This window comes from Aquimarina spongiae, assembly GCF_900141785.1.
In the GTDB taxonomy this organism is placed as follows: domain Bacteria; phylum Bacteroidota; class Bacteroidia; order Flavobacteriales; family Flavobacteriaceae; genus Aquimarina; species Aquimarina spongiae.
Map to the genome: position 1 here is coordinate 152,450 of NZ_FQYP01000008.1, position 23,916 is coordinate 176,365.

Annotated in this window: 21 protein-coding genes; 2 read left to right on the forward strand and 19 right to left on the reverse strand. The window is 36.5% G+C overall.

Features of this window, described 5'->3' with window-relative positions; all coding sequences use genetic code 11:
* The gene (locus BUE24_RS18075; RefSeq protein ID WP_073319060.1) at positions 1–1,740 is read right to left on the reverse strand and encodes a hypothetical protein; all 1,740 of its coding nucleotides are present in this window, start codon (positions 1,738–1,740) and stop codon (positions 1–3) included.
* Positions 1,741–1,763: 23 nt separating this feature from the next.
* Positions 1,764–3,566, reverse strand: coding sequence for a hypothetical protein (locus BUE24_RS18080; protein ID WP_073319063.1), 1,803 nt, complete (start codon positions 3,564–3,566; stop codon positions 1,764–1,766).
* Positions 3,567–3,736: 170 nt separating this feature from the next.
* On the opposite strand from BUE24_RS18080, the gene BUE24_RS18085 reads away from it, so the two are divergent.
* Together BUE24_RS18085 and BUE24_RS18090 are read left to right on the forward strand one after the other, a co-directional pair.
* Positions 3,737–4,312: an RNA polymerase sigma factor gene (locus BUE24_RS18085; RefSeq protein WP_073319066.1), complete on the forward strand. Its 576-nt coding sequence runs from the start codon at positions 3,737–3,739 to the stop codon at positions 4,310–4,312.
* Positions 4,309–5,043 (forward strand): hypothetical protein, encoded by a 735-nt coding sequence (locus BUE24_RS18090; protein WP_073319068.1) that lies wholly within the window; start codon positions 4,309–4,311, stop codon positions 5,041–5,043. The genes BUE24_RS18085 and BUE24_RS18090 overlap by 4 nt, the downstream gene beginning before the upstream one ends.
* Here the strand turns inward: BUE24_RS18090 and BUE24_RS18095 are convergent.
* From BUE24_RS18095 to BUE24_RS18175, 17 genes are all read right to left on the reverse strand, one after another.
* Positions 5,033–7,789: a CHAT domain-containing protein gene (locus BUE24_RS18095; RefSeq protein ID WP_073319071.1), complete on the reverse strand. Its 2,757-nt coding sequence runs from the start codon at positions 7,787–7,789 to the stop codon at positions 5,033–5,035. The two genes, BUE24_RS18090 and BUE24_RS18095, sit on opposite strands and share 11 nt — an antisense overlap.
* 17 nt (positions 7,790–7,806) lie before the next feature.
* A complete protein-coding gene (locus BUE24_RS18100; protein WP_073319074.1) occupies positions 7,807–9,096 on the reverse strand; it encodes a S8 family peptidase in 1,290 nt (429 codons plus the stop codon).
* Positions 9,097–9,162: 66 nt separating this feature from the next.
* Positions 9,163–9,372 carry a hypothetical protein gene (locus tag BUE24_RS18105; RefSeq protein WP_073319077.1) on the reverse strand — a complete coding sequence of 70 codons (210 nt, stop codon included), beginning with the start codon at positions 9,370–9,372 and terminating at the stop codon, positions 9,163–9,165.
* An 88-nt stretch (positions 9,373–9,460) separates the two neighbouring features.
* The gene (locus BUE24_RS18110; protein WP_073319080.1) at positions 9,461–10,723 is read right to left on the reverse strand and encodes an OmpA family protein; all 1,263 of its coding nucleotides are present in this window, start codon (positions 10,721–10,723) and stop codon (positions 9,461–9,463) included.
* 51 nt (positions 10,724–10,774) lie between these two features.
* Positions 10,775–11,542, reverse strand: coding sequence for a hypothetical protein (locus BUE24_RS18115; protein ID WP_073319083.1), 768 nt, complete (start codon positions 11,540–11,542; stop codon positions 10,775–10,777).
* Between the two features lie 86 nt (positions 11,543–11,628).
* Entirely contained in the window at positions 11,629–12,027 is a 399-nt protein-coding gene (locus BUE24_RS18120) for a DUF2452 domain-containing protein (protein WP_073319087.1), read from the reverse strand.
* 62 nt (positions 12,028–12,089) lie between these two features.
* Positions 12,090–12,365 carry a TIGR03643 family protein gene (locus tag BUE24_RS18125; protein ID WP_073319090.1) on the reverse strand — a complete coding sequence of 92 codons (276 nt, stop codon included), beginning with the start codon at positions 12,363–12,365 and terminating at the stop codon, positions 12,090–12,092.
* On the reverse strand, positions 12,366–13,856 hold the full coding sequence (locus tag BUE24_RS18130) for a cryptochrome/deoxyribodipyrimidine photo-lyase family protein (protein WP_073319093.1): 1,491 nt from the start codon (positions 13,854–13,856) through the stop codon (positions 12,366–12,368).
* The gene (locus BUE24_RS18135) at positions 13,846–15,378 is read right to left on the reverse strand and encodes a cryptochrome/photolyase family protein (RefSeq protein ID WP_073319096.1); all 1,533 of its coding nucleotides are present in this window, start codon (positions 15,376–15,378) and stop codon (positions 13,846–13,848) included. Before BUE24_RS18135 ends, BUE24_RS18130 begins: the two co-directional genes overlap by 11 nt.
* Position 15,379: 1 nt before the next feature.
* Complete coding sequence (locus tag BUE24_RS18140; protein WP_073319099.1) at positions 15,380–16,681, reverse strand: DASH family cryptochrome; 1,302 nt, start codon at positions 16,679–16,681, stop codon at positions 15,380–15,382.
* On the reverse strand, positions 16,678–16,818 hold the full coding sequence (locus BUE24_RS18145; protein WP_073319102.1) for a DUF2256 domain-containing protein: 141 nt from the start codon (positions 16,816–16,818) through the stop codon (positions 16,678–16,680). Before BUE24_RS18145 ends, BUE24_RS18140 begins: the two co-directional genes overlap by 4 nt.
* An 80-nt stretch (positions 16,819–16,898) precedes the next feature.
* A complete protein-coding gene (gene pdeM, locus BUE24_RS18150; protein WP_073319105.1) occupies positions 16,899–17,537 on the reverse strand; it encodes a ligase-associated DNA damage response endonuclease PdeM in 639 nt (212 codons plus the stop codon).
* Positions 17,538–17,553: 16 nt separating this feature from the next.
* Positions 17,554–20,013 carry a ligase-associated DNA damage response DEXH box helicase gene (locus BUE24_RS18155; RefSeq protein ID WP_073319108.1) on the reverse strand — a complete coding sequence of 820 codons (2,460 nt, stop codon included), beginning with the start codon at positions 20,011–20,013 and terminating at the stop codon, positions 17,554–17,556.
* 2 nt (positions 20,014–20,015) lie between these two features.
* Positions 20,016–21,632 carry an ATP-dependent DNA ligase gene (locus BUE24_RS18160; protein WP_073319111.1) on the reverse strand — a complete coding sequence of 539 codons (1,617 nt, stop codon included), beginning with the start codon at positions 21,630–21,632 and terminating at the stop codon, positions 20,016–20,018.
* Positions 21,629–22,654: a ligase-associated DNA damage response exonuclease gene (locus BUE24_RS18165; protein ID WP_073319114.1), complete on the reverse strand. Its 1,026-nt coding sequence runs from the start codon at positions 22,652–22,654 to the stop codon at positions 21,629–21,631. The genes BUE24_RS18160 and BUE24_RS18165 overlap by 4 nt, the downstream gene beginning before the upstream one ends.
* A gap of 39 nt (positions 22,655–22,693) precedes the next feature.
* Positions 22,694–23,107, reverse strand: coding sequence for a hypothetical protein (locus tag BUE24_RS18170; RefSeq protein WP_073319115.1), 414 nt, complete (start codon positions 23,105–23,107; stop codon positions 22,694–22,696).
* Position 23,108: 1 nt separating this feature from the next.
* Complete coding sequence (locus BUE24_RS18175; protein WP_073319117.1) at positions 23,109–23,906, reverse strand: SGNH/GDSL hydrolase family protein; 798 nt, start codon at positions 23,904–23,906, stop codon at positions 23,109–23,111.
* Positions 23,907–23,916: the final 10 nt, after the last annotated feature.

Here is a 23,916-nt window from a genome sequence, read left to right on the forward strand (position 1 = left end):
TTATAGTTTTGGTAACTCATCAATAAAAATGAGTCCATATTTGTCAACTCCTTCATATTTCTTTATCGATCCATCTTTCAAGAACCAGGTGACACTATATTGTACCTCTTCTGTATCTTTGGGCAGGGTGATTTCAAAAAAATCGCCATTTGTTTTTCTATCAGGATAAATGGTTTTCATATCGGTACGTTGATCTTCAAAAAAATCGTAGACTATTTTTACGGATACAGCTCTTACCTGCTCCCTTACCAATACCGAATAGTCTCCAGAGAGTTCTATTTTCCGTCTTTTAAAAGGGGTGTATAAATTGATCATTGCTGCAGATTCTTTCTTCCAGTTTTCTGAATATGAACCTCCTCCTATAAATTTCCATATGGTTTGATACTCATAATCCAACCATTTTTCCCGTTCTATATCATCGTGGTTGAGATACTTCATAGAGATTTTTCCGTTGGCATCTGCATAGGTGTTCTTAGTTAGCAATACCTCTTTTGAAGTCTGATCCCCGTTTTGATGGTTTTTTCTGAGTTTTACCGTTACACTATTCAGCATTCTGTCGAACTCTTTCTCCAGATTTCCATCTACTCCCACATGCACATCTCGCTGCTGAAATACGGGGTCCCAAAGCGGAACATCTTTAAATACTCTTTTGTTCTTACCAAATTTTTTGTAGAGATCTCCGGCATTAAAAGTGATGTAGTGATTACGGCTTACTGCACTGCGACCATTAAAGGTCATATTGCTTTTTCCGGTAGTACGGTGTTCTTTGTATTGATACCCAACATTGATTCCAAAACCTGTGGTATTCGAGCTTCCCATCGTTCCGTTTTGCCCAATTAACGATCCCAAGGCGTCTTGTAATCCTCCTCTTTGATCTTCAGGTACTTCTGAAGCCTCTACCGGTTCGAACATCAATTCCAAAAGCTTAGAGTATACCGTTTCTACCAGGCTTTCCATGGATTCGTCGCTACCAGTAGATGTTAGCTTTATGGCTTGGTCTTTTCTTAGTTTGTCAAACCCCAGACTTACATCTACACCAACAAAATAGATCGATCCACCTGCATCAAAAGCATGGCTTTTTTTAACCTCGGACCAATCTACTTCTAACTCTGCTTCATAATTATCGGTAAGTCCAGAAAATGACAACTCAAACAATAATGAGATGTCTGGTGTAGACATCTTAAAACTTTCTAAGAGTAGTTTTGACTTTACCGGATCTAACTGAAAGGATAGTGGAATCTTACTATTTTCCAAAATTGGAGCGGAACCACTACCGATTATCTTTTTTTCGTTTTTACCTGATTTTGAATTTACAATAGAAGAAACCAGTGTATATTTTCCTCTTTCAAAAATCACAGGCCCTTGAAGCTTGATAGAATCATTCTCCATTTTCTGTTTCAACACACGTTCTGCTTTGCGTATAGCATCTTCTGGTGTATCATACAGCACCAAAAAATTTAGGATCCCTCCACCATCAGCTTCAGTGATAGATTTTGAAGAATTTTCTGTAGGTTTCTCCAAGACATACCTTAGGAAGGAAAACTCAGGAATCGAATCATTTTGTAAGGACAGTCTCGCCCTTTGAGGGAGGTAGAGATATGTATTTTCTTTGTTGTGAATCGGAAAACACATCAATCCATTAGCAGAAACTCCCTGATCAATCAATACTTGCTGAGCTTCTGCGCTAAGCGCACCTACAACCAATAGGATGTAGAACATTATGGTTTTTAAAGTTCTCATTTTGTGAAGTTTTTTAAGTTGTATTAAAGCTCTTGAGGTGGTAATAAAAACACGTAGTCACTCTCCAGGGGTTTAGCTTCTAGCTCTGTAGGACCATTTGTACTATACCAACTTACTTGATAGATGATCGGTTCATCTTTATCGTGATACAGATTGATCTTTGTGGTATTTTCTGTATCGTTTTTGCGAAGTACAATTGCTTTTTGCGGTGTTGGATTCCCGTTAAGTATCGTGAAAAAGCGCACTGAACACGCCTGGATATTTTTCTCTTTAAAGAAAGTACGATCTGCATCGATCTGAACTACTCTTTTTTTGAAAGGTGGAGTAAGTGCAATAGAAGCATCATTGCCTGTCATCCACTTTCCTTTTCCTTTGGGAATGTAAATGGTTTTATCATCTCCTTTTAGATTCCAACTGATCTTATAGTCAAAATCCAGCCAACTGGCGTCTTCGATACCTAATCTGGGATAAAATACATTTTGGTAATCTGCTCCTTTTTCGAGATCGTTCCTGCTTATCACGATATCTCTGGTAACATCTTCCTGCCCTTCTCCATATGTTTTTTTGAAACTCACCGATACGGAGTTTAAAATCTCTTTGAAGGAATCTATATATTCTCCATCCAATTGAAATATCACCTGCCTTTTCAGGAAGTCTTTATCCTCTAGATTGACTACTCTGAAGTATTTATCCACACTCTTAGGATCCTCACTAAACGTTTGATACAAACCACTAATATTTCCTGAAGAATATACAGGGACCTTGATGGTTGTAGATTTGCTCAGGTTTAAGTAAAATTTATTGGTTCTTACATCTTTTCGTTTTTTTAATACAAACTGATCATCGGTTACATATTTCTCGTTACGAGCTCCACCAAATACCTTACTAAAAAATCCTCTTTCACGTCTTCCTTTGATTTGACCTTGTTCTACTACCGTTTCTTTTTCGGGTTGTTTGGCCCATCCCATTTCGGCATCAAACATGAGTTCGATCAACTTATCGGTAACGATATTTAAAATTCCATCAATATCATCCGTTTTGATCCCAAGTCCTGCAGATCGATCAAATACATCGATTTTCAATACCTGATCCTGTAACATATCATCATTAATCTTTCGGATTTGTCGTTTGGTAAACTCCTTCTGTTGGCTTAAAATCTTACTATAATGCTCATAGATGTTCGACATCTCTGCAGAAACCACTGCATTATACCCTTTCACTTTAGCTTCATAATAGCCATTTACAACCACAGATACATCAGATGTTTGTCCTTGTAGTGATTCCCACAAAAGTGTTGCTCCCTCTTGATTGAGCTTAGCAGCTATAGCAGCTTTAGAATTTTTGTATAAAGGAGCATGACCAGAAGTAATAATATTGGCAGTAAAAGCCTCTTCTCCATCTGTATTGTTGAGAATTGAAGAAACAATTTTAAAACTTGCCAAACCATCTTCTCCGTCTTTTATGGCTTGTTTCATCGGTACAACTCCAGCTATTTCACCATTTCCTGTGCGATTTTTCAGTTCTTTTTCCAAACCAGCTACTACTTCTTCAGGTAAATCAAACTGTATCAAAGCATGAAAAAGTCCTCCGCTTGCTTTTCCTCCCTGGCCAATGTATTTCATACACATTAACTCAAAATCTCCATCATCTTTTAATGCTAACCTAGGATAATCAGGTAAATAATAATACTTACTACTGTCATTACTATCCTGTAAAAGTTGTACTCCATTAATGATCATCCTGCCCTCATCCAGATTTACCTGAGCAGACATGTCGGTGATTCCAAAAAGGAATAAGCTCCCTATTAATACTACTACTGTTTTCATTGGTTTTTATTTTTTGTTATTCAAATAATGTTAAATCCGATTGGTGGGGTTTAAAAATGTTATTACCTTGACTGCTACAAAGCGTTATTTGTTTTCTTAATACAGAAAATCAAAAAGGTTAACATTCTTTATACTTTTTTTGTGTTAACCTTTATCTTTAAAAAACAATAATGAATAGAAGCAAAGACGATATTCTACTCGAAGAGCTTAAAAAGGGGAATGATAGAGCCTTTAAACAGGTGTATCAGGACAACCGGAATAAGTTTTTAAGTTTTGCCAAAAAATATGGGTTAGAACAGCAAGATTTGCTCGACATTTATCAGGATTCGTATATCACCTTATTTGAAAATGTAGTAGAAGGGAAACTGGTCAAGTTGTCTAGTACCTTATCAACCTACCTCATCAGTATTGGTAAGTACAAAATTCTGGATCGATTAAGAAAGAACAAACAACACGTAAACAGTGAATTGGTTTTGGAGCTAACCAAACAAAAAGATGAGTATCTAGAATCATTTGACTTAGAGACCGAAGAACTGACCCCCGAAGAGGTTTTGTTGGAGAAATACTTGGATCAATTAGGCGAAAAGTGCAAGAACATATTGATCTTATTTTACTACAAGAAATACAGCATCCGGGAGATCATGAAAGCTGGCAAATACAACTCAGAAAATGTAGTTAAGAGCCAGAAATCAAGGTGTTTAAAAACACTTAAGCAACTATTCAACAACACCCCAAAACGATTATGAAGAAGGAGGAATTGCTACATAAATATTTTTTAGAGGAGCTTTCCCAAGAAGAGCACTCTGAATTTACAACTCTTTTAGAAAAGGATGCTGAGTTCAAGGAGCAATTCGATTTTGAACGCAGTGTACAACGTGCTATCAAGAGTAAGAAACGAAAAGAATTACAGGAAAAAATTCAAGGATTTGAAAATGAATCGAATATCTCTCCTAAAGGTAAAGTGATTATCTGGAGACCCTTATTAATTGCAGCTTCAATTGCACTTTTGTTCTCTTTAGGAATCTATGTTTTTAATCCTTTTAAAAATGATGATCCATTACGCTTGTATGCTGAAAGTTATCAGAAATATCCGAACACTGTCTTTCCTATCACCCGCGGAAGTGACCAAAATAAATCAACTGAATTCCAGGCTTTTGAAGCCTATGAAATGAATAATGATGCAAAGGCGATTGAATTGTTTAAGACACTTCAAAAAGAGCAAAGTGCTGATTATATCGATTTTTATTTGGGGCAATCGTATCTAAACAATGATCAAGCCTTGGAAGCCATCACTCAATTTCAAGAAATCATTTCAAACCAGCAGCAATTCTCTGAAGAAGCACAATGGTACTTAGCCCTTGCGTATCTCAAAAATGAAGATGCAGAAAACGCCATCAAAGCATTAGAATTGATTCATTCTAAAAAAGGGTATAAAGCGGAAGAGGCCGAGAAATTGTTGGAAGTACTTAAGTCTTAGTTCTTTTGGCATAAAACATAACAAGACCCAACAGAAATATTCCTAAAATTAACCAAACTCCATATTTCAGAAACATATTTGTGTTTTGTACAGGAGCATTATCTCCAATGATGATTAAAGATCCCCAATATGAGGGAGGTATTGTATTTCTATACTGATTTATGATATTTAGTTTTGCCTTTTGCAACGCAGCAGATTTGGTAAGCCCTTGATCCAGTCCCTGATAAAAATCTACCATCAAATCCTTGCTTGTTTTATCATTAATCGTCCAAAGCGAGGAAACCACACTTTTTGCTCCAGAATGAAAAAAGCCTCTGGCCAAACTCATTACTCCTTCTCCTTTTTTAAGTTCCCCTATAGAAGTATTACATGCGCTAAGTACTACCATCTCAGCCTGATTTTTCATTGCGTAGATCTCATTAGCAAACATTTTTTGATCTCTAAATGCTATCCAATGGTTGCCAGTAGTTCCAATATCTGCATGTGTAGATAAGTGAATAATTCTATAATCATTAACCCTATTTTGCCAATCTGTCTTTTTTGCCTGCTCTTCTAGTAATACATCTCCGTTATATATTTTACTAATTTCCTTTATTTCTGTATCACTAAAGTTTAATCGCGACAATTCCATTGGGTCAAATTGCATAGGAGCAATCCCCATAAAGTTCTTTTTGGGGGCAATCGTAATTTTCTCTTTAGCATTCAAATAGGACATAGAGTATGCATAGTTCACCTCAACATTTTCGATCAAATATTCAGATTTTTGAGGATCTACCACCAAGGTTTCAAAAGGAATCTGTTGCAAGATATAATCAGGAATAACGGTTAATTCTGTTCCTCTAATTCTCGTGTATCCGTCTTTAGGGAGAATAGAATTAAATACTTTATTTGATAGCACCGTAAATGTGTCTAATTCGTCTCGAGAGCGAGCCAAATTGGTCAATAGTTGATACATTTCAATACCATTTTTATTTACCAAAGTAGGTTGCTGAATTTTATAGAATAAAACATCATCTCCTGTGTTTAATAATCCATATCCCTGATCTTCATTAAGAATATATTGCAACACCGATTTTGTTTGGGAAATGTACTTTTTCTTAAAGTCAGTATAAGGCAATACAATGACATTCTTTTTTAAACGGGCATAGTCAGGAAAAGCGACTGTAACCGAATCCATAAAACGATTATATCTGTCTTTTTGTACATACACTTCATTTCGTGAAAGATCGTCTTTTTTCTCACGATTGTTCTCGGCTATTGCAATTGCCCTTTTTAGTTCAAATTCCCGTTTGGCAATGTGCTCCGGCAGTTTAGAAATCTCCTTGGCTTGCTCGTGCGTTATATTTTCTAACAATAACAAGGCTTTATTTCTTTCCATAAAATAATAGGCCTCTTCTGGTTGATGCAACAAATAACAAACCTCGACTGCTTTCATATATAATTTGGCTCCTTGTTCTCTCCAAAAAAGTTTGGACTGATATTCTGTACTTTCCAACCTAATAATATCTACAAGCCGATCGGCTAATCTAAAAGTAAGTAGTGCTTGCTCTAAGTATTTGGAGTCTTGTTGATGTTTATAATACGATATCCAACCATTTCCTTTGGTTACGATATGATTGAGCAAGGTGATTTTATCTAATGCAAGTTCCAGTTCTTCTTTTGACGGCAACTTGTATAATGCTATCTCTTGAGTAATATCTATTTGGTAAGTAATCGCTTTCTGATAGTATAATATTCCTTTTTCAAACTCCTTTTTGGCAACATAAAAATCCCCTAAATTTTCATAGGGATCTGTATAACTGCTATCTATTGCGATCGCTTTCTGTAAGTTGGTATACGCCCTATCATAATCAGATAGTTTTAATTGACAAAGCCCTAAACTATTAAATACTTTTGCCAGATTTTGCTGTTTTAAATTTGAAGAATCCTTTAATATGATTTCGTATTGTGGAATTGCATTTTTGTATTCACCAAGCTTTAGTAAACGATTACCTTCTAGTTGTTTTATTCTTCGACTATAACTATCAGTATTTCTTAAGTTGCTCTTATCAATAAAAGAGTTTGCAATATTTAATTTTTCATATATCAAATCAGAATTTTCCCTATATCCCATTAGTGCATAAATATTGGCCAATTGAATATTACTATGAATAATCTTTTTATAATCGGAAATTTTTAAATCGCTTTTATTGGTATAAAAACTAATTAGATACTCAAAGTTTTCAACTGACTTATAAAAATCGCCAATGGCCATATACGAACTACCTAGTTCTTGGTAAGAGAACAAAATTTTATCTTTCTTGGGAAGGGCTGCATCGCAATATCTTTTTCCTTTTTCAACTATCTCTTCATAATAGTTAATCGCATCATAAAAGTTTTGAATTCTTGAATTAAAATAACCTAAATTGTAGAGTGTTTTGTTCAAAGAACAATTTTCTATATCCGGAAGTGTTCTTTTTATTTGCAACGATTTTTCTGTATAGTAAATTGCTTGTTTTATGTCTTCTTTTTTTCTTCCCTTTGTCCAATTTTTGAAATACCATTTACTACCTAGATCATGAAAACAATCTGCTAGTATATTTGAAGCCAAACTCTTTTTGTGTACATTAAAAAAAGAATCAATCTTTTGTTCTTTAACTTCACGTTTAAGTTTTAGCCCAATTATCTTGTCAAATTCTTCTTTCTCCTGAGAATAACTAAAAATCACAAAGAAGAAAAAGATAAAAGATAAAGAATAGGTATTCATTCTTCTAAATATTAAGCTTATTCTATTGGGTTTTTAGGAATAATTTTTCCACCCTTAAAAAAACTTTTAAGTTCGTCTGAGATATATGAAGTACTTAACAAAAGTTCTTTTAAAGTCTCAGGGATCTGAAATTCACCGCGTTCTCTCGATTCCTGAAGGATTTCTGCAACATTTGCTGTAACTAAAGCAGCAGAATAAGAAGTTCCAGACACGTTAACATTTAGTAAAGGTCTATCCTCTCTTGTTTTAAATTCTAGAGCATAATCATAGAATGGAGCCGCAACGTCTATATTAATTGGACCAAAGTTAGATCCACTTGCTCTTTCAACATTAGTAATCTTATTACCTTCTATTATTTCGGGAATACCTGAAAATCCTCCTGTACTAAGAATATTAACCTCGGGATATCCAGATGGATAATGAAAATACCTTTCTTGATCTGTATTCCATCCTCTATTTCCTGAAGATGAAACTATTAACGTATTCTGAGACATTTCTTGTATTAAACCTTTTAATATATCCTGTTTTACATCTAGATAATGACCAAAACTTGCATTAACGATACTAATCTGAGGTATCTTTTTAACATAATTCATTGAACAAACTAAGTTCCAATAAGATCCTTTACCTAAACTATCAAAAGCTTTAATTGGTAGTATCCGAAACCCTATTCCTCTCTTATTCAATTCATTGGTAATAATTTTAGTAACATACGTACCATGATTATGATCATCAAACACATCATTATCTCCATTAACAAAATCCCATCCGGATACTTCACCATCGCAATAGCTAATTGAATTAGAGGTTCTAAAAAAAAACAAATCTGGTTCCCATTTCCTATAATAATCTATACCGGTATCTATGATAGCAATATCTACTTTTGATTCACTATTATCTACAACAGTTATATCATTTTGAGTAAAGTTGTCATTTAATATTTGTCCGTTGGGGTTCCCTGCATTAGGTATTTCAAAATGAAACTGCCTGTCTCCTTCAACCCCTTCAGCCCCCTCTTCTTCGCTCAAACTACTTACGGCATCTTCTATATTAGTCGAACCGGGATCTATGGTCCATAATTCTAAGGTCTCATCTCCACAAGAACATCTTGACACTTCAGTTACATGAAGTACTCTAAAAATAGAATCAAGATTGATGGAGTCTTTCGGTATTTTGTATCTTACTACTATTTGATTGTCACTTAGATATTCATTAGGAGGTACCTGTTGCGAACTTTCATCTATACTTGAATCGCAACAAACTAAAATCGTGGATAATACTACAAGTAAGAAAAAATTTAATTTCATAAATTTTAGATTTACATGGATCAAAAAATATTAGAATTAACTCAATGCCTATATGTAATCCTTCATTTACTCTACATCTGCTGCACTTTCTTCTTCCCTTTCTAAACTGCTAACTGCTTCACTATACGTTTCGAGTTCTTCTGGTTCTCCTATTTGTATATTTGATAAAATCAGTTCTTCTTTACTTGTAAAGATTTCCTCGTCAGCATCGCTTGAAGAACAGTTTGTAAATAAAAATGATTGTAATACAATTAGTAACAAAAAAGATTTTTTCATGAATAAAAATTTTGACATTTGTGTGTTTTCTTTTTAAAAATAGTTAATTGTTACTAATTTAACGTTTTTTAAATCAATTATTTACGGATTACAACTTTATAAATTCTACCCTGCGGTTTTTGGCTTTACCTTCTAGCAAAGAATTATCGGCTACAGGTTCTGCCTCTCCTCTGCCTTCGATACTCAACAAGGTTTCATCAATATTGAACTGAGATACCAGTATATCTTTTACTGCCTCAGCTCTTTGTTCTGAAAGTATGAGATTCGATTCCTCATCACCCTCATCATCGGTATGACCAATAATATGAATAGTAAAATTATCTTGCTGTAAAGCATTTGCGATCCTTTTTAAAATTCCGAAAGACTCTGGTTTAAGCACTGCAGATCCTGAATCAAACTGGATGGCATTGGTAGAAAATTTTCCTTCTTCGATGAGCTGCCCACGTATATCTTGTCCTCCAACTGCAAATTTAAAGTCGGAGATCAAAAAATCATCTGCATAGCCTTTCATATGCAATTTTATCTTTGATAATTGCACATTGGGAACTAGTCTCGGTACATCCACAATTTTTACTTTGTTTACCCACATTCTAAACCTCGTCTTATTAACCGCTATCGAAATATGGGCGGGCTGATAAAACTCCTCATGAATCACGTGATCAATGTTGTTTCCTATGAGATGTTTGCCATTAACTCTATTATTAATCCATACCTGGTTCTTCAAAGCCGTCCAAAAACCAACTGAAACCTCAACACGATTCTTACCTCTAAACTTGTAAGATTCGTCCTCATCTAAACAAACCCAAAAACGCGATCCTACCCCACCGTTGTTTGCAGGGTAATTGGTAAGCATCATATCAAACTCAATCGTATATTCTTTGGGTAGTTTTTGATCCAAAAGTGGCAAATAGTTGGATTTATCACTCATTTTTAACCATTTTCTGCCCAACACTTCTACCAACTCGCCAGTACCATCGGTATCCCATTTTGAAGGAAAATCTCCTAAGTTATCCAAAGAAAAATCATCATAAAACAGAATATCATTCCCTGCTACAAAGTCGAACTTGGTATACATGGTAATGTTTCCATATTCCTTTTCTGAAACCGTTTCTGTTTCTGACTCCATAGTTCCTTGATTCCCATTTTCATTGGATGTTCCTCTAGGGTTTTTCTCTAAGGTTTTATCAATGGTTTTACTTGTTTTTTGAGCTACTTTTTCACCAGTTTTTTGGATGACTACTTCTTTGGCCTTTTCTTCAGCCTTTTTTGCTATTTTTTTCCAAAACTGTGCTTCCGCATTTTGTGATATACACAATGCTATTCCTACGAGTATTATTGTTAATCCCCTCATGATTTCTTGTTTTTATGTTTAATATGTGTTTTGTACTGATGTGCTATCGATCTATAGCTTTATGTTTTGATGATCATATACTATCTGGTAAGTGAATATCCCTTCTGGATGATTTTGCAGTTTCACTTCAACAATATTCCCATATTCATCATATTGATGTTCTGAAACGAGTTGGTATCCATCATACAAGATTGAGGTAACTTCCCTTGTTTGATAAAACAACATGCCGATCGAATTGGTGGTTTGCAGTTGATCTTGTATCAATGTTAAAGCTGTTGGGACCATTATATCTTTGCACAATCCCAAATTGGAATTAGTATTGATTTCTAAAGCTTTGATGTCGTCGACAAGAATGGTTTTCAAGTCGTTATTCTCTCCCAGAAAGAAATGCGATTTATTGGTGTCATTGGTAACCAAATAACTATGATGCTGCAGATTATACTGAGCCTGCATTTTGGAAAACTTCTCACCTTTATGCATCTGTATCTCAATAAGGTTTCCCTCATCGTATACAAATCGAAAGTTTGATTTTGGAATTGCCGGATTCGTAGAAGTTTCAGTAATTTCTGCAATACGGTCCCGATCATTATACTTGATAAACGAAGTAGCTATATGATGATCATACGAATTGGATCTGATAATGGATAGTAAACGATAATGTTCATCATATCCAAAAGTTGTGGTCGTTTGTTGCTCTGGATGTTCCTCATTGATTTCGATTATTTTTTTGGGAAGCCAATAAGTAAAACCTGGTTTTGGTTTGCAAAAAGCTCCAAAAGAACAATTCAAAATGAATAAGAGTGTGAAAAATCTGGTCATAATTTTAGTCTTTACACTCCTTTATGAGGAATTCCTCAAAAGGTTAACATGTAATGACTAGTTGACCGAAGTTTAATATGTAAAAATTACATTTTCTCCCAGATTTTGTCGGCATTTAATCGAAAACTGCCCAGGTGATCAAAAGTACATTCATCTGGAGAAATGATGGATAAAAAAGTGTTCTGATCCTTATTGCGATACAAGTGATACATCTCTCCTACAATGGGTTCAAAAGTAAATTTGGCACTATATACCAAATTGTTATACTCGTATTCTTCTAGCAAGGCATCATATGCTGCTTTGAGCTCATCGTATCGAGCTTTAATTTGTTTATTTACCTTATGAATATTGGTGTTTTTCCAGGCAACAGTATCATTTGTAGTAATCACTGGCGCTCCCAAATCTGTTGCATAGGGCTTGAGGGCTGCATCATAACTTTCGCTTTCCTCATTATATACGATATGGTCTGGTTTTTTCTTTTTCATCTATCTTGGCTATATAATACTCCTTTGATTACAAAATAATAATTATTGATCGTATGCACCAATTATCGCTTTGAAATCTTATTATGTGTTATTTGTTTTTGTCTTGTGCACTTAAAACGTCCTTCTTCAAAAGAGCGCTTCTTCAGGTGTTTGGTTTTTCTACCCTGTACACGTTTTCGCCACATTCTAAAACTGGAAGGTTTCATCTGTCGACGCATTAATTGTATTACTTCCTGCTCTTTGAGCCCAAATTGTAATAAAATGGCATCAAAAGGAGTTCGATCTTCCCATGCCATTTCTATAATTCTGTCAATATCTCTTATGGATAACTCTTTCATTTATTCTATTTTTTTCCTTCCGGGAAGGGTATGTTTTTTCAAAATTCGTAATGCTTCTCGCTGTACCAAAGGATCATCTTTCATATCCCATAAAGCTTTACTTGCCGTTTTCCGAGTAGAATGAATATCCACTACTGGAGATGGATAGTCTTCTCCCAAAACAAAGTTGTTAAACTTTTGATCCAAGGTGGTCATCTTATAAGGCTCATGGATAAATTCTAATGGAACATTACGCAGTTCCGGCACCCATTTTTTTATGAATTCGCCCTCTGGATCATGTGTGATACTATTTTTTACCGGATTGTATACTCGTAGCATATTGATTCCCGTTTCTCCTGCTTGCATCTGTAGTTGCGGAAAATGAATTCCCGGCTCGAAGTCCAGAAATAAGCTGGATAAATAGGCGCTCGCTTCTTGCCAGGGTTGCCATAGGTTATGTGTAAAAAAAGACACCACCATCGCCCGCATTCTAAAATTGAGATATCCGGTTTCCTTCAGACAGCGCATACAAGCATCGATCAAAGGATAGCCCGTTTTCCCTTCTCGCCAAGCCTTTTGATATTCTGCCGAAACTTTCTTTTTAAGTCTGTGATATCCCTTGTTTATACTTTCGAACTCCATAACATCTTCCATCTCGAATTTTTGTATGAAATGGACCTGCCAATGCAACCTAGAGGTAAAAGCATCAATTTGCTTTTTGTTTTCAGATACTTTTCGAAATTCCATCGCATATTGAAATACTTGCCGTATCGACAAGTTTCCCCATGCTAGATATGGGGATAAACGACTACATCCTTTTCTAGATAGTTCGGGTTTTGAAATATGAAAGCTATAATTTTTATACCGTCCTTTATAGAAGAAAGATTTCAAATATTTCATGGCAGTTTCGATACCTCCCCGTTGAAACTTGGAGGTTTCATCTACTTCCAAAGATTCAATATTAAATACTTTTTCCAGGTTTTTTATTTTATCTAATGAGATAAAATTATCCTTGGTAGCCTTACATTCAAATTGGGGTTCCATCAAGTATTTTTCAAAATCCTCTCTCCAAGTGCTTCTGTTTTTTAATCCTCTAATGATCCCATTATTACCATTTTCGTTCCAGGTGATCAAATTGTTTTTACAGAATATCCTGAACACTTTGTCTCGGTCATAGGTTTTACGTATTCCTGTTTCCTGATGAGAAAACACAGTATCAATTTTCCAAAATTGTTGGAGTGTACTAAAAACCTGAATCACCTCGGAAGAAACGGCCAATACTTTGGTATTATAAGCCGTTAACTCGTGATTCAAATCAATTAGGGATTGTCTGATAAAGTTCCAGTGCCGCTCACTGTAATGGTGATCTTCCTTTAATGATTTTTCAAAAACATACAATAGTAAAGTAGGTTTACCCGAAGACATTGCGTTATGGATTGCTTCATTATCCTCTAAGCGCAAATCTCTTTTAAACCAAACTACATTCACCTGCTCTTTTGCATTAGTACTCATCTGCATTCTGTATTATATCGTTTGCTCTTTTCTTTAAACTCATTAGTTGATCCTTGTCCATTTTGTCCAATAGATTCAACATCATTCGCATTCGTTGATTGGATGAAAAGTAAGCTCTTTTTTCATTCAAAAAATTCCAATACAAGGCATTAAAAGGACATGCATCTTCTTCTACTTTTTTAGACACTTTGTAATGGCAATTTTTACAATAATCACTCATCTTATTGATGTAACTACCGCTAGACACATAGGGTTTTGTGGCCACCAATCCCCCATCTGCAAATTGACTCATACCTCTCGTATTTGTGATTTCTACCCACTCTATAGCGTCGATGTAAATCCCCAAATACCATTCGTCTACTGCATCAGGATGGATTTGCGTAAGCAATGCATAATTCCCTGTAATCATTAGCCGTTGGATGTGATGGGCATAAGCCTCGTCCAGGCTTTGTTTGATCGCATGGTGCACGCAATTCATCTTTGTATCGGCGGTCCAGAAAAAATCTGGGAGCGTATTGTGATTATCTAAAGCATTTAAACCTTTGTAATCCGGCATTTTTGCCCAATACATTCCGCGCATGTATTCTCTCCATCCTAAAATTTGACGTACAAAACCTTCAACCTGAGATATATTAATGTCGTCCTGATGTTCTCTCCAATAGGTTACCACCGTACCAATTACTTCTTTTGGGCTCAACATCTTGCTATTCATAGCAAAGGAAAGTCGACTGTGAAAAAGAAACTTTTGCTCTTCGTGCATCGCATCTTGATAGTCCCCAAAAAACTGTAATAAGTGTTTACAGAAGTAGTTCAATAGATCCAATGATTCTTCTCTACTTATTGGCCAATTAAACCGTTTGGAGTCGATATTACCTATCGTCTGTACACCTTGATCTCTAATCAAACTGACAATAGATGCAACATCGTGATTATAGGTTTTCTCATTTGGAATTTCAGGAGACCCTGTCCATTTCTTTCGATTGCTTTGATCAAAGTTCCATTTTCCTCCTTCCGGGTTTTTGGAGTCCAACATCATGATATCGTACCTTTTGCGCATATAGCGATAAAAGTATTCCATCACATACTGCTTTTTCCCATCAAAAAAGTTTTCAAAATCAGTACGAGAGGTCAAAAAATGTTCAGTATCAAAGGCATTGGTATCTATATCAATAGTATCACAAAAACCTTTCAATTGTTGATCCAAACGGTATTCGTCTGGTAATTGATACTCGAATCTGGTAATGTTTTTTTCTTTGATAATTTGCGAAAGGTTCTTTACCAAATCTTGTTGATTTCTAGGATCATCAAGCGTATAATAAACGACATCGAATCCTTGATTTTTTAACCCTTCAGAAAAATTACGCATCGACAAAAAGAAAGCAGTTACCTTTTGGATATGATGCTTTACATAATCTGTTTCCTGACGCATCTCGGCCATGAAATAACATACTTCTTCATCAATATCCTGAAACCAGGAATGCTGCTGATTGAGTTGATCACCAAGAATTAATCGTAATACCATATTAAAATAATGTAGGTTGCAGCCAAATGCTTTGATATTTTTGTTGGGGGTCGTAGCGCTCTGCCTGTAGTTTTATATTAAATTTTCGATCTCTGGGGTCGTTGCCTACTCCAGCTACATACATCCAATTGCCGTAATTACTATGTACATCATAATCGATCAAAAGCGATTCGAAATATGCCGCACCAACTCTCCAATCTAACTCCAATTCTTTAGCAAAGAATGAGGCTACATTCTGACGACCTCGATTACTCATCCATCCTGTATACTTCAACTCCAGCATATTGGCATTTACAAAAGGTTCAAACGTCTCTCCATCTATCCATTTTTGTATAGCTTCCTTATTATCACTCCAATCATACGAACGTTCTAATATTCCTTTTTGCCAGAAAATTGCATTTCCATATTGCAGAGAAATGTATTTAAAGAAATCTCGCCATATTAGTTCAAAAATTAACCAGTAGGTCGAATCATTTTTTGCGATTTGTTGCTCATACTTTTTTACCTCATGGTAAATAGTTCGTGGCGAAATACAACCATTTGCCAGCCATGCAGATAATTTTGAGCTATAGTTAGTACCAATCAATCCGTTTCTGGTTTTTTTGTAATACGACAATTTTTTTGTGTCCCAGAAATACGAGGTGACTCGTTGTAAGGCTTCATTCTCCCCCCCTTTGAAAGGAAATGCTGATCTATGGTCTGGTTGAAACGCTTCAAAACCCAAATCAAATAAGGAGGGAAGTGCTGTATCATTTGTAATCATATTAGACTCCGGAAGTCTTTCGATATCCACTTCGGGTCTCACCTTACTATATTTCTCACACTTCTTTCTGAAATTGGTAAACACCTTTGGGATATCTGTTATCTCAAAAGGAATATCTTCTGGATGAAACAAAAACTGATCGTAGTTTTCAAACCAATCAACAGTATAATGTTTCAATGAACTTTTGACTGCAGCTAGGGCATCACTTTCTTCTTGAGTCCATTCTTTTTGCAGATATACTGCAGCTATGTCTCTATCTTCAAAAAACTGTGGCAATACGTCCTCGGGGAATTGTCGATAAACAAACAATGGTATATTAAGTTGCGCTAAGTTCTCCTTTAACTCCGAAACAGATTCTAGTAGAAATTTGGCTCTAAACTTTCCGGTTTTCCTAAACCCAAATCTATCAGTTTCAAAAAGTCTGGGATCAAAGAAATAAATCCCAATCACATTCGTGTTTTCTGGCACCGCTTTTTGTAACGAAGTATTATCCTTTGTGCGTAGATCATTTCTAAACCAAACCAGTCCCGTCTTACTCATACCTCCATTTTTTTGTTTCTTCTACACCTTTCACTACAATATTTTACCTCATCCCATACTTTTTCCCATTTTTTCCTCCAGGTAAAAGGTCTTTTACAAACAATGCAGGTTTTTTGGGGAAGGTTACTTTTTTTCATCAGCAAAACATTGTTTAACAAATTTAATAAATAGTTAAACAAAAAAGAAATGATTGATTCATCTTTAACAGAATAAATAACTATTGTATACGTATTACCTCATCATCGGTAACTGCAAAAATCTGATCTCCCTCTTCAACATCCATGATATGTTTACCCGTAAAACTCCCAAAAGAAGGCAAGATCAATTGGTTGGACTTCTTTACAAAACAGGATACCGTAAGGGATTGTTTTGCAATACCTCTTAAACGAATTCCAGGATGGATATGCCCTGCGATATTAAATAACCCATCACGGATCTCGGGATGATGTGTAAGAAATAGGGTATTTACCATTAATTCATCGACGACCTCTATCTTTAATTCTTCATATTTTAAAGGCGATATTACATCGTGATTCCCTTCAATTAATATGATTTTTGCCGACATCGACTTTACCCATTCTGAAAACAATATCCATTCATTATTCAAATAACTATGAAACAAATCCCCTAAAAAGCAGATCGTTTTGGGTTGAAAATAGGCGTTGACCTCATTTAATTGATCAAAATTCTCAGCAATCACAGATTGAGGTACTGCACTACCGTGTTTTCTGAAATGAGTAACCTTTCCTAAATGCACATCAGCAATTAAAAGCAAGTTTTGCTCACGCCAATACATAGCACCACTGGGGTGAAGTTCAAAATTCTGGGTATCAATATATAGGTTTGCGGTTTCCATTACACATCCAAAACTACTATTTTTCGAGTTGTACTCGCATTTTTTTGATACGATCCGCTAACTTCTCTGAAGACAATTTCTCACGCAGACGATCCGTAATAATTGGAAACGAAAAAGGAGTTGGCTTCTTGCAATCTTTCCAAATGATATTTTGAGTTGCAATACGTTCCATCGCTTGCTGTAATCGCCCTTCTTCCAATTGATGGGCAAAAGTTTCTGTAAAAGCCCGTTGAAACAGCAAGTTATCCGGCTCATAATCTCTAAATACATTAAAAAACAACTGTGAACTGGATTGAAGGTGTTTGCTTTTCAACATTTTATCAGGATAACCCGTAAATACCAATCCCGAAATCACCGCTATATCTCTGAATTTCCTTCTAGCCATCTCGGTCGCATTCAAACTCTTTCTCAGATCACTATGCAAAAAGCGGGTAGTAAAAAGATCATTATCCAACACCTGTTGCATGTCTATTTGCTGATCAGATAACAACTCAAAGCCATAATCATTAAATGCAATGGAAAAACTAATTGGGGATAATAAACTGATACGATAGGCCAACAAACTCCCCAGCGCTTCATGTACAAAACGCCCCTCAAAAGGATAGAAAATCGCATGGTAACCTTCTCGGGTTTTAAAGGTTTCTATTAAAAACTGATCTGGACCAGGAATAATACTTTCTCTTTGTTGCCTTTCAAAAATATGGGATAAGGCTTTTAGCTCTTTTGATTTCCCTGAGCTTGCGTTAGCCAGGTACAGCTCTTCTCTCAACAATTCACTCATTTCTGAAGAAAAACTCATTCGTCCACCCATCCAACTAGGTACTTTGGCGGTCTTTTGGCTAGATTTTTTTACTAAAACCTGCATGTTTTTCACCTTAAAGAGTTCCAAATTACGACCTGCAAAAGTAAATACATCTCCTGGCTTTAATTTTGAGATAAACCATTCCTCTATGGATCCCAGATACCCTCCTTTTAAATATTTTACCGTCATAATCGCGTCGCTCACAATGGTGCCTATCTGAAGACGATGTCTCATCGCTACTCCTCTGCTGTTTACCTTAAATTTTCCATCAGCTTCAATCTCTACTGTCTTGTACTCGTCATAAGCCTGTAGGCTCTGAGCACCTATCGTAATAAAATTGAGTACCCATTGATATTCCTCTTCGGTTAAGGTTTGGAAACAAAAAGTACTCTTTATTTCGGGAAATATATCTTTTGGGTAAAAGCCATTGGATACGGCTAAGGTGGTAAGAAACTGTACCAAAACATCAAAGCAATTTAGATATGGAATACGATCTTCAATCTCTTTTTTCACCACTGCTTTTTGTAAGGCAGAGGCTTCAATAAGTTCGATCGCATGGGTAGGCAAAAAGTAAATCACACTTTCTTTACCTGGTTGATGTCCACTACGCCCAGCTCTTTGCATAAATCTCGCTACTCCTTTTGGTCCACCGATCTGGATAATGGTTTCTACCGGAGCAAAATCTACTCCCAAATCCAGACTTGAAGTGCATACCACTGCCTTCAATACTTCATCTCGAATCGCATGCTCTACCCAAATTCGGGTTTCTTTGTTAATACTCCCATGATGCATCGCGATCTCGCCTGCGAATTCGGGATACCGTTCCAGGATTTTTTGAAACCAAATCTCGCATTGGGCTCTGGTATTGGTAAAAAGCAAGGTCGTTCTGCTATTCTTAATAATTGGAACCACCTCATCCAGAAGATGTAACCCCAAATGCCCTCGCCACGGAAAAGTTTCCATCTTTTTGGGAATAATGGATTTTACCTTGATTTTTTTGGCAATATTTGCCTTGATTAATACCGAATTCTTAAACGCTTCAGATTGCGGCCCCAAGAGCACTTCTTTGGCCTGATCCAAATTACCAATAGTCGCCGAAATTCCCCAAATACGAAGTTTTGGTGCAACAGTCTTTAAGCGAGAAATCCCCAATTCCATTTGCACTCCTCGTTTGCTGCCTAATAACTCATGCCACTCATCCACCACAATGGCAGTGACATCTTTAAACATTTTATCATAGTCTTTTGAGGCTAGCAAAAGATGTAAACTTTCTGGAGTCGTAATCAATAAATCCGGCATGGACCTTTTCTGAGCGGTTCTCACTTTTTGTTCGGTATCTCCTGTGCGGATTCCTACGGTCAATGGGACATCAATCCCTTCTACAAAACGTTCTGCAGCCTGTTTGATTTCTATAGACAATGCTTTTAAGGGGGTAATCCAAATCGCTTTCAGACCCTTTTTATGCTTGGAAGCGTAATTTGGATTTCTCTTTATATAATCCAATACAATCCCCACCCAAAGTGCATAGGTTTTACCACTACCCGTAGGAGCATTGAGCAATCCATGTTTTCCTTGCAGAAAGGCAGTCCATGTTTGTTTTTGAAACGCAAAAGGAGTCCAACCTTGCGTCTCAAACCAATCCGCTGCTATATGTTGTAATTCTTTTCTATTCATGGCTACTCCTTGGATGGGATCATTGCTTTTAAGTCCTCTAGGCTATTGGCCTCTTCTATTTTTTTGTCTTGCCTCCATCGTAGAATACGAGGAAATCGAGTAGCAATCCCACTTTTATGTCTTTTGGATAGTGCAATGCCTTCAAAAGCAATTTCAAAAACCAATTCTGGGGTAACACTACGTACAGGGCCAAAACGCTCTACGGTATTTTTTTTGATCCATGCATCTACTTGTCTGAATTCTGCATCGGTCAATCCAGAATACGCCTTTGCAAAAGTGACCAACTCTTTCTGTTCCTGATCCCAAAGGGCAAATGTATAATCGGTAAATAGATTAGACCTTCGACCATGACCTCTCATGGCGTAAGTAAGCACTGCATCTATGGTTAAAGGATCTACTTTCCATTTCCACCAATCTCCCTTTTTACGACCTACTTGATAGGGAGAATCTTTTCGCTTTAACATCAGTCCTTCACTGTGTTTCTCTCTGGATTTGGCTCTTTCCTTTTCTACTGATGCCCAGGAATCAAAATACATTTTTTCTGAAAGTTGAAAGGTAAGATTGTCGGTATTGCTGTAATTGGTGGTATACTCCTTGTACAGCGTTTCTAATATTTCTCTACGTTGATCATAAGATTGTTGTCGGATATCCTTTCCATTCCATTCTAATAGATCATATGCTCTTAAGACCACCGGAGTTTTGGTCAACAGTGCTTTAGACACCGTTTTTCTTCCAATTCGGGTTTGTAAGTCATTAAAACTTCCTATCCGACCATTTGGGAATGGCAAAATTTCTCCATCAATCACAGTCCCATTAGGAATCTGATCTATAAATTGATGAAACTCGGGATATTTGTCGGTAACGAGTTCTTCACCTCTACTCCATACAAATAGATGCCCATCTCGAATGATAAGCTGTGCTCGAATCCCATCCCATTTGTGCTCTACACTCCAATCCTGTACATTCCCCAATTCTGAAACTTCATTTTCTACGGCATAGGCTAGGTAAAACGGATAGGGTTTTGACAAATAATCCTGAGCCCGTTCTGCTATCACCAAATCATGGAAAGAAATGGTATTAGGATCCCAATTCCCCATTAATTTGTATGCCAAAATATCTTCGTCGATCTGCGTGGCTTTGGACAAGGCTCTGGTCATCAATTTTTGACTTACTCCTATTCTAAAGCCACCTGTGATCAATTTGGTGAACACGAAACGTTCATAATAATTGAGTTCTCTAAGGTTATCTTGTAAATACTCTTTTTTCTCAGGCTCTTCTTTCTTTTTAAGTGCTAAAATTTCTTGTAAAAACTGGGTCAGACTTTTCTCTGTATGTTGTTCTGAAGATGGAACGACCAGTGCTATGGTTTCTGCCAAATCTCCCACGATATGATAAGATTCTTCAAACAACCAAAGTGGAATATTCGATAATTCTGAAGCCCAGGAACGCAATAGTGTGGTGTTTACAGGTCTCGGCGGGCGTCTATGGGAGAGAATAGCAATGGTCCACACCTTATCTGGATCTTCTGCTTCTTTGAAATAAGAGGCAAGCGCATCCACCTTTACATTCGTTTTATTGGTACTATCTAGCTTTTTGATCAATTCGGCAAAACGTTTCATCCGTCCACCTCACTTTCTTTTTTCGTTTCCAGTTCATTGAGTTCTCCTTCATATTGCGTTCTTTCGGTTCTGGCATCGTATCCCAGCTCTCTCAAATACCTTGAAAAAATATCGGTATACCCATGGGTACTTATTATTTTTTGTGCACCCGTGGCCTTTACAGCATCTAACAATCCCTGCCAATCGCAATGATCAGAAAGTACAAAGCCTTTATCAATAGCTCTTCTACGGCGTGCTCCCCTAAAGGTCATCCAACCACTTGCCGAAGCGGTTTCATAAGGTACCATTTTTCGGATCCAGGTGCTCCCATGGGCACTTGGCGGAGCAACTACAATATTGCCTTTCAATTCTTCTTTGGAAACAGCTGCTGTAATTAATGTGGTTTCTGGTAAATCGGCCATGGGTCGGATCACGTTGGTCATATTTTCGACGGCACCATGAGTGTATATTTTACCAATCGAAGTGTCCAGATGTTTGAGTAACCGTTGTGCCTTACCCAAGGTGTACCCAAACAATACCGAGGTTTTCCCTTCAGATTGATTGGATGCCCACCAGCTATTGATATCCGAGAAAACTTCCTTTTGCGGAACCCATCGAAATGCGGGCAAACCAAAGGTACATTCTGTAATGAAGGTATGACATTGTACAGGCTCAAAAGGAGTAGAAATACCATCGTCTTCAATTTTGTAATCCCCGGTAAACACCCAAACCTCACCCTGGTGTTCTACCCGTACCTGCGAACTCCCAATAATATGACCTGCCGGGTGGAGCGAGAATTTCACATTATTAATCATAAAAGATTCTCCATATGCGATCCCGCTAACCGAAATATTTCCTAATCGATGTTTGATAATAGGAACATTATCATGATGCGTAATGTACTGTTTATGTCCCCAACGGTTATGATCGGCATGACCATGAGTAATAATTGCTTTATCTACTTTTCTCCAGGGATCAATATACACGTCTGCTGCTTCGCAATAAATACCATTTTCATTAAATATAAGCAGCGGTGTTTTCATTTGTTTTAGCAAAGATTACTCTGACACGGTGGTTTCATTTCAAAATACGATTTTTGATAAATGCACAAAAAACACAATGGTTAAAAGTGTAGTGCGCCACCAGTTTTTCTGTATTATTCGTGCGATCGAATACTCATCCACTTCACCAAAAGAAATCCTGTTATGCATCGGAACAAATTGAAAGAACGTCTGCATCCAGACCACAATAATGAGTATTAAGAGAAATAGGTGTATGATATCAAAATGAGTAATTACTTTTACAATTGCTAAACTTAACTGGCCAATCATAAGCGGCATTACGATATATGCAATTCTATTTACATATTGTTTATGCCATCGCATTAAATCTGGTCTTTGATAAAATGTAAGACCCGGGTAAATTACCAGCTGAACAATCCAGATTAAGACCAGCATCCCGAAATCAAAAACTAATCCTGCAATTTCTGTATTCATATTATTCTTGCATTAAGGAATCAAGTCGTGCCCTTATCGGTTCATGACTTACGATGAAGTTCGAAAAATCTTTAGCCCATGTTTGATAGGTTAATTTTGAAGGATGAACTCCATCGCTAAAAAAATCTTTAACGTCCTCATTAATATTCATTTTTTGCTTCCAGCTGTCGATAGTGACGATCTGTTCCTGATAATACACATTATCGAACTCTGATACTAATGCTGCCAATTCTTTTCCTAAAATCTCTACAAGATTTCCTATCGTAAATTTTATTGCAGGGGTAAACGCTGGAAACTCTTTGATAGGTGGCATATTAGTAAAGACAATGATACTATCTTTATATCTAGTTTGTAAGATATGAATTAATTCCTGAATGTGACGTTTCCATTTATTCGGACGATTAAGGGTAAATGCATCATTTCCTCCTAATCCTATAATAATTACGTCTGCATGCTGTTCTTTGATTTTGGGGATAAGTCTTTGGGAAACCATTTTGGCTGTGTATCCGCTTTTGGCATATACCTTCCAGGCGATATTTGCGTTCAAATGGGAGGCTAATTCACGAGCCAAGGCTCCAGAAAAACCTTCCTCATGGGTTGCGACTCCAACCCCGGCCATTGTACTTTCTCCGATAATAAGAATATCTAAATGTTTACTTGTAGGTAAGATAACTTTACCATGATTCCCTTTTGCTTCAGGTAATGAAGGAACTTCTTTTCTTATACGTTTCCCTTGAAAATACATGATCGGTAAAAGGGGGATTGATAAGATAACTCCTAATAGATATTTAAAATTCATCTACTCAGTT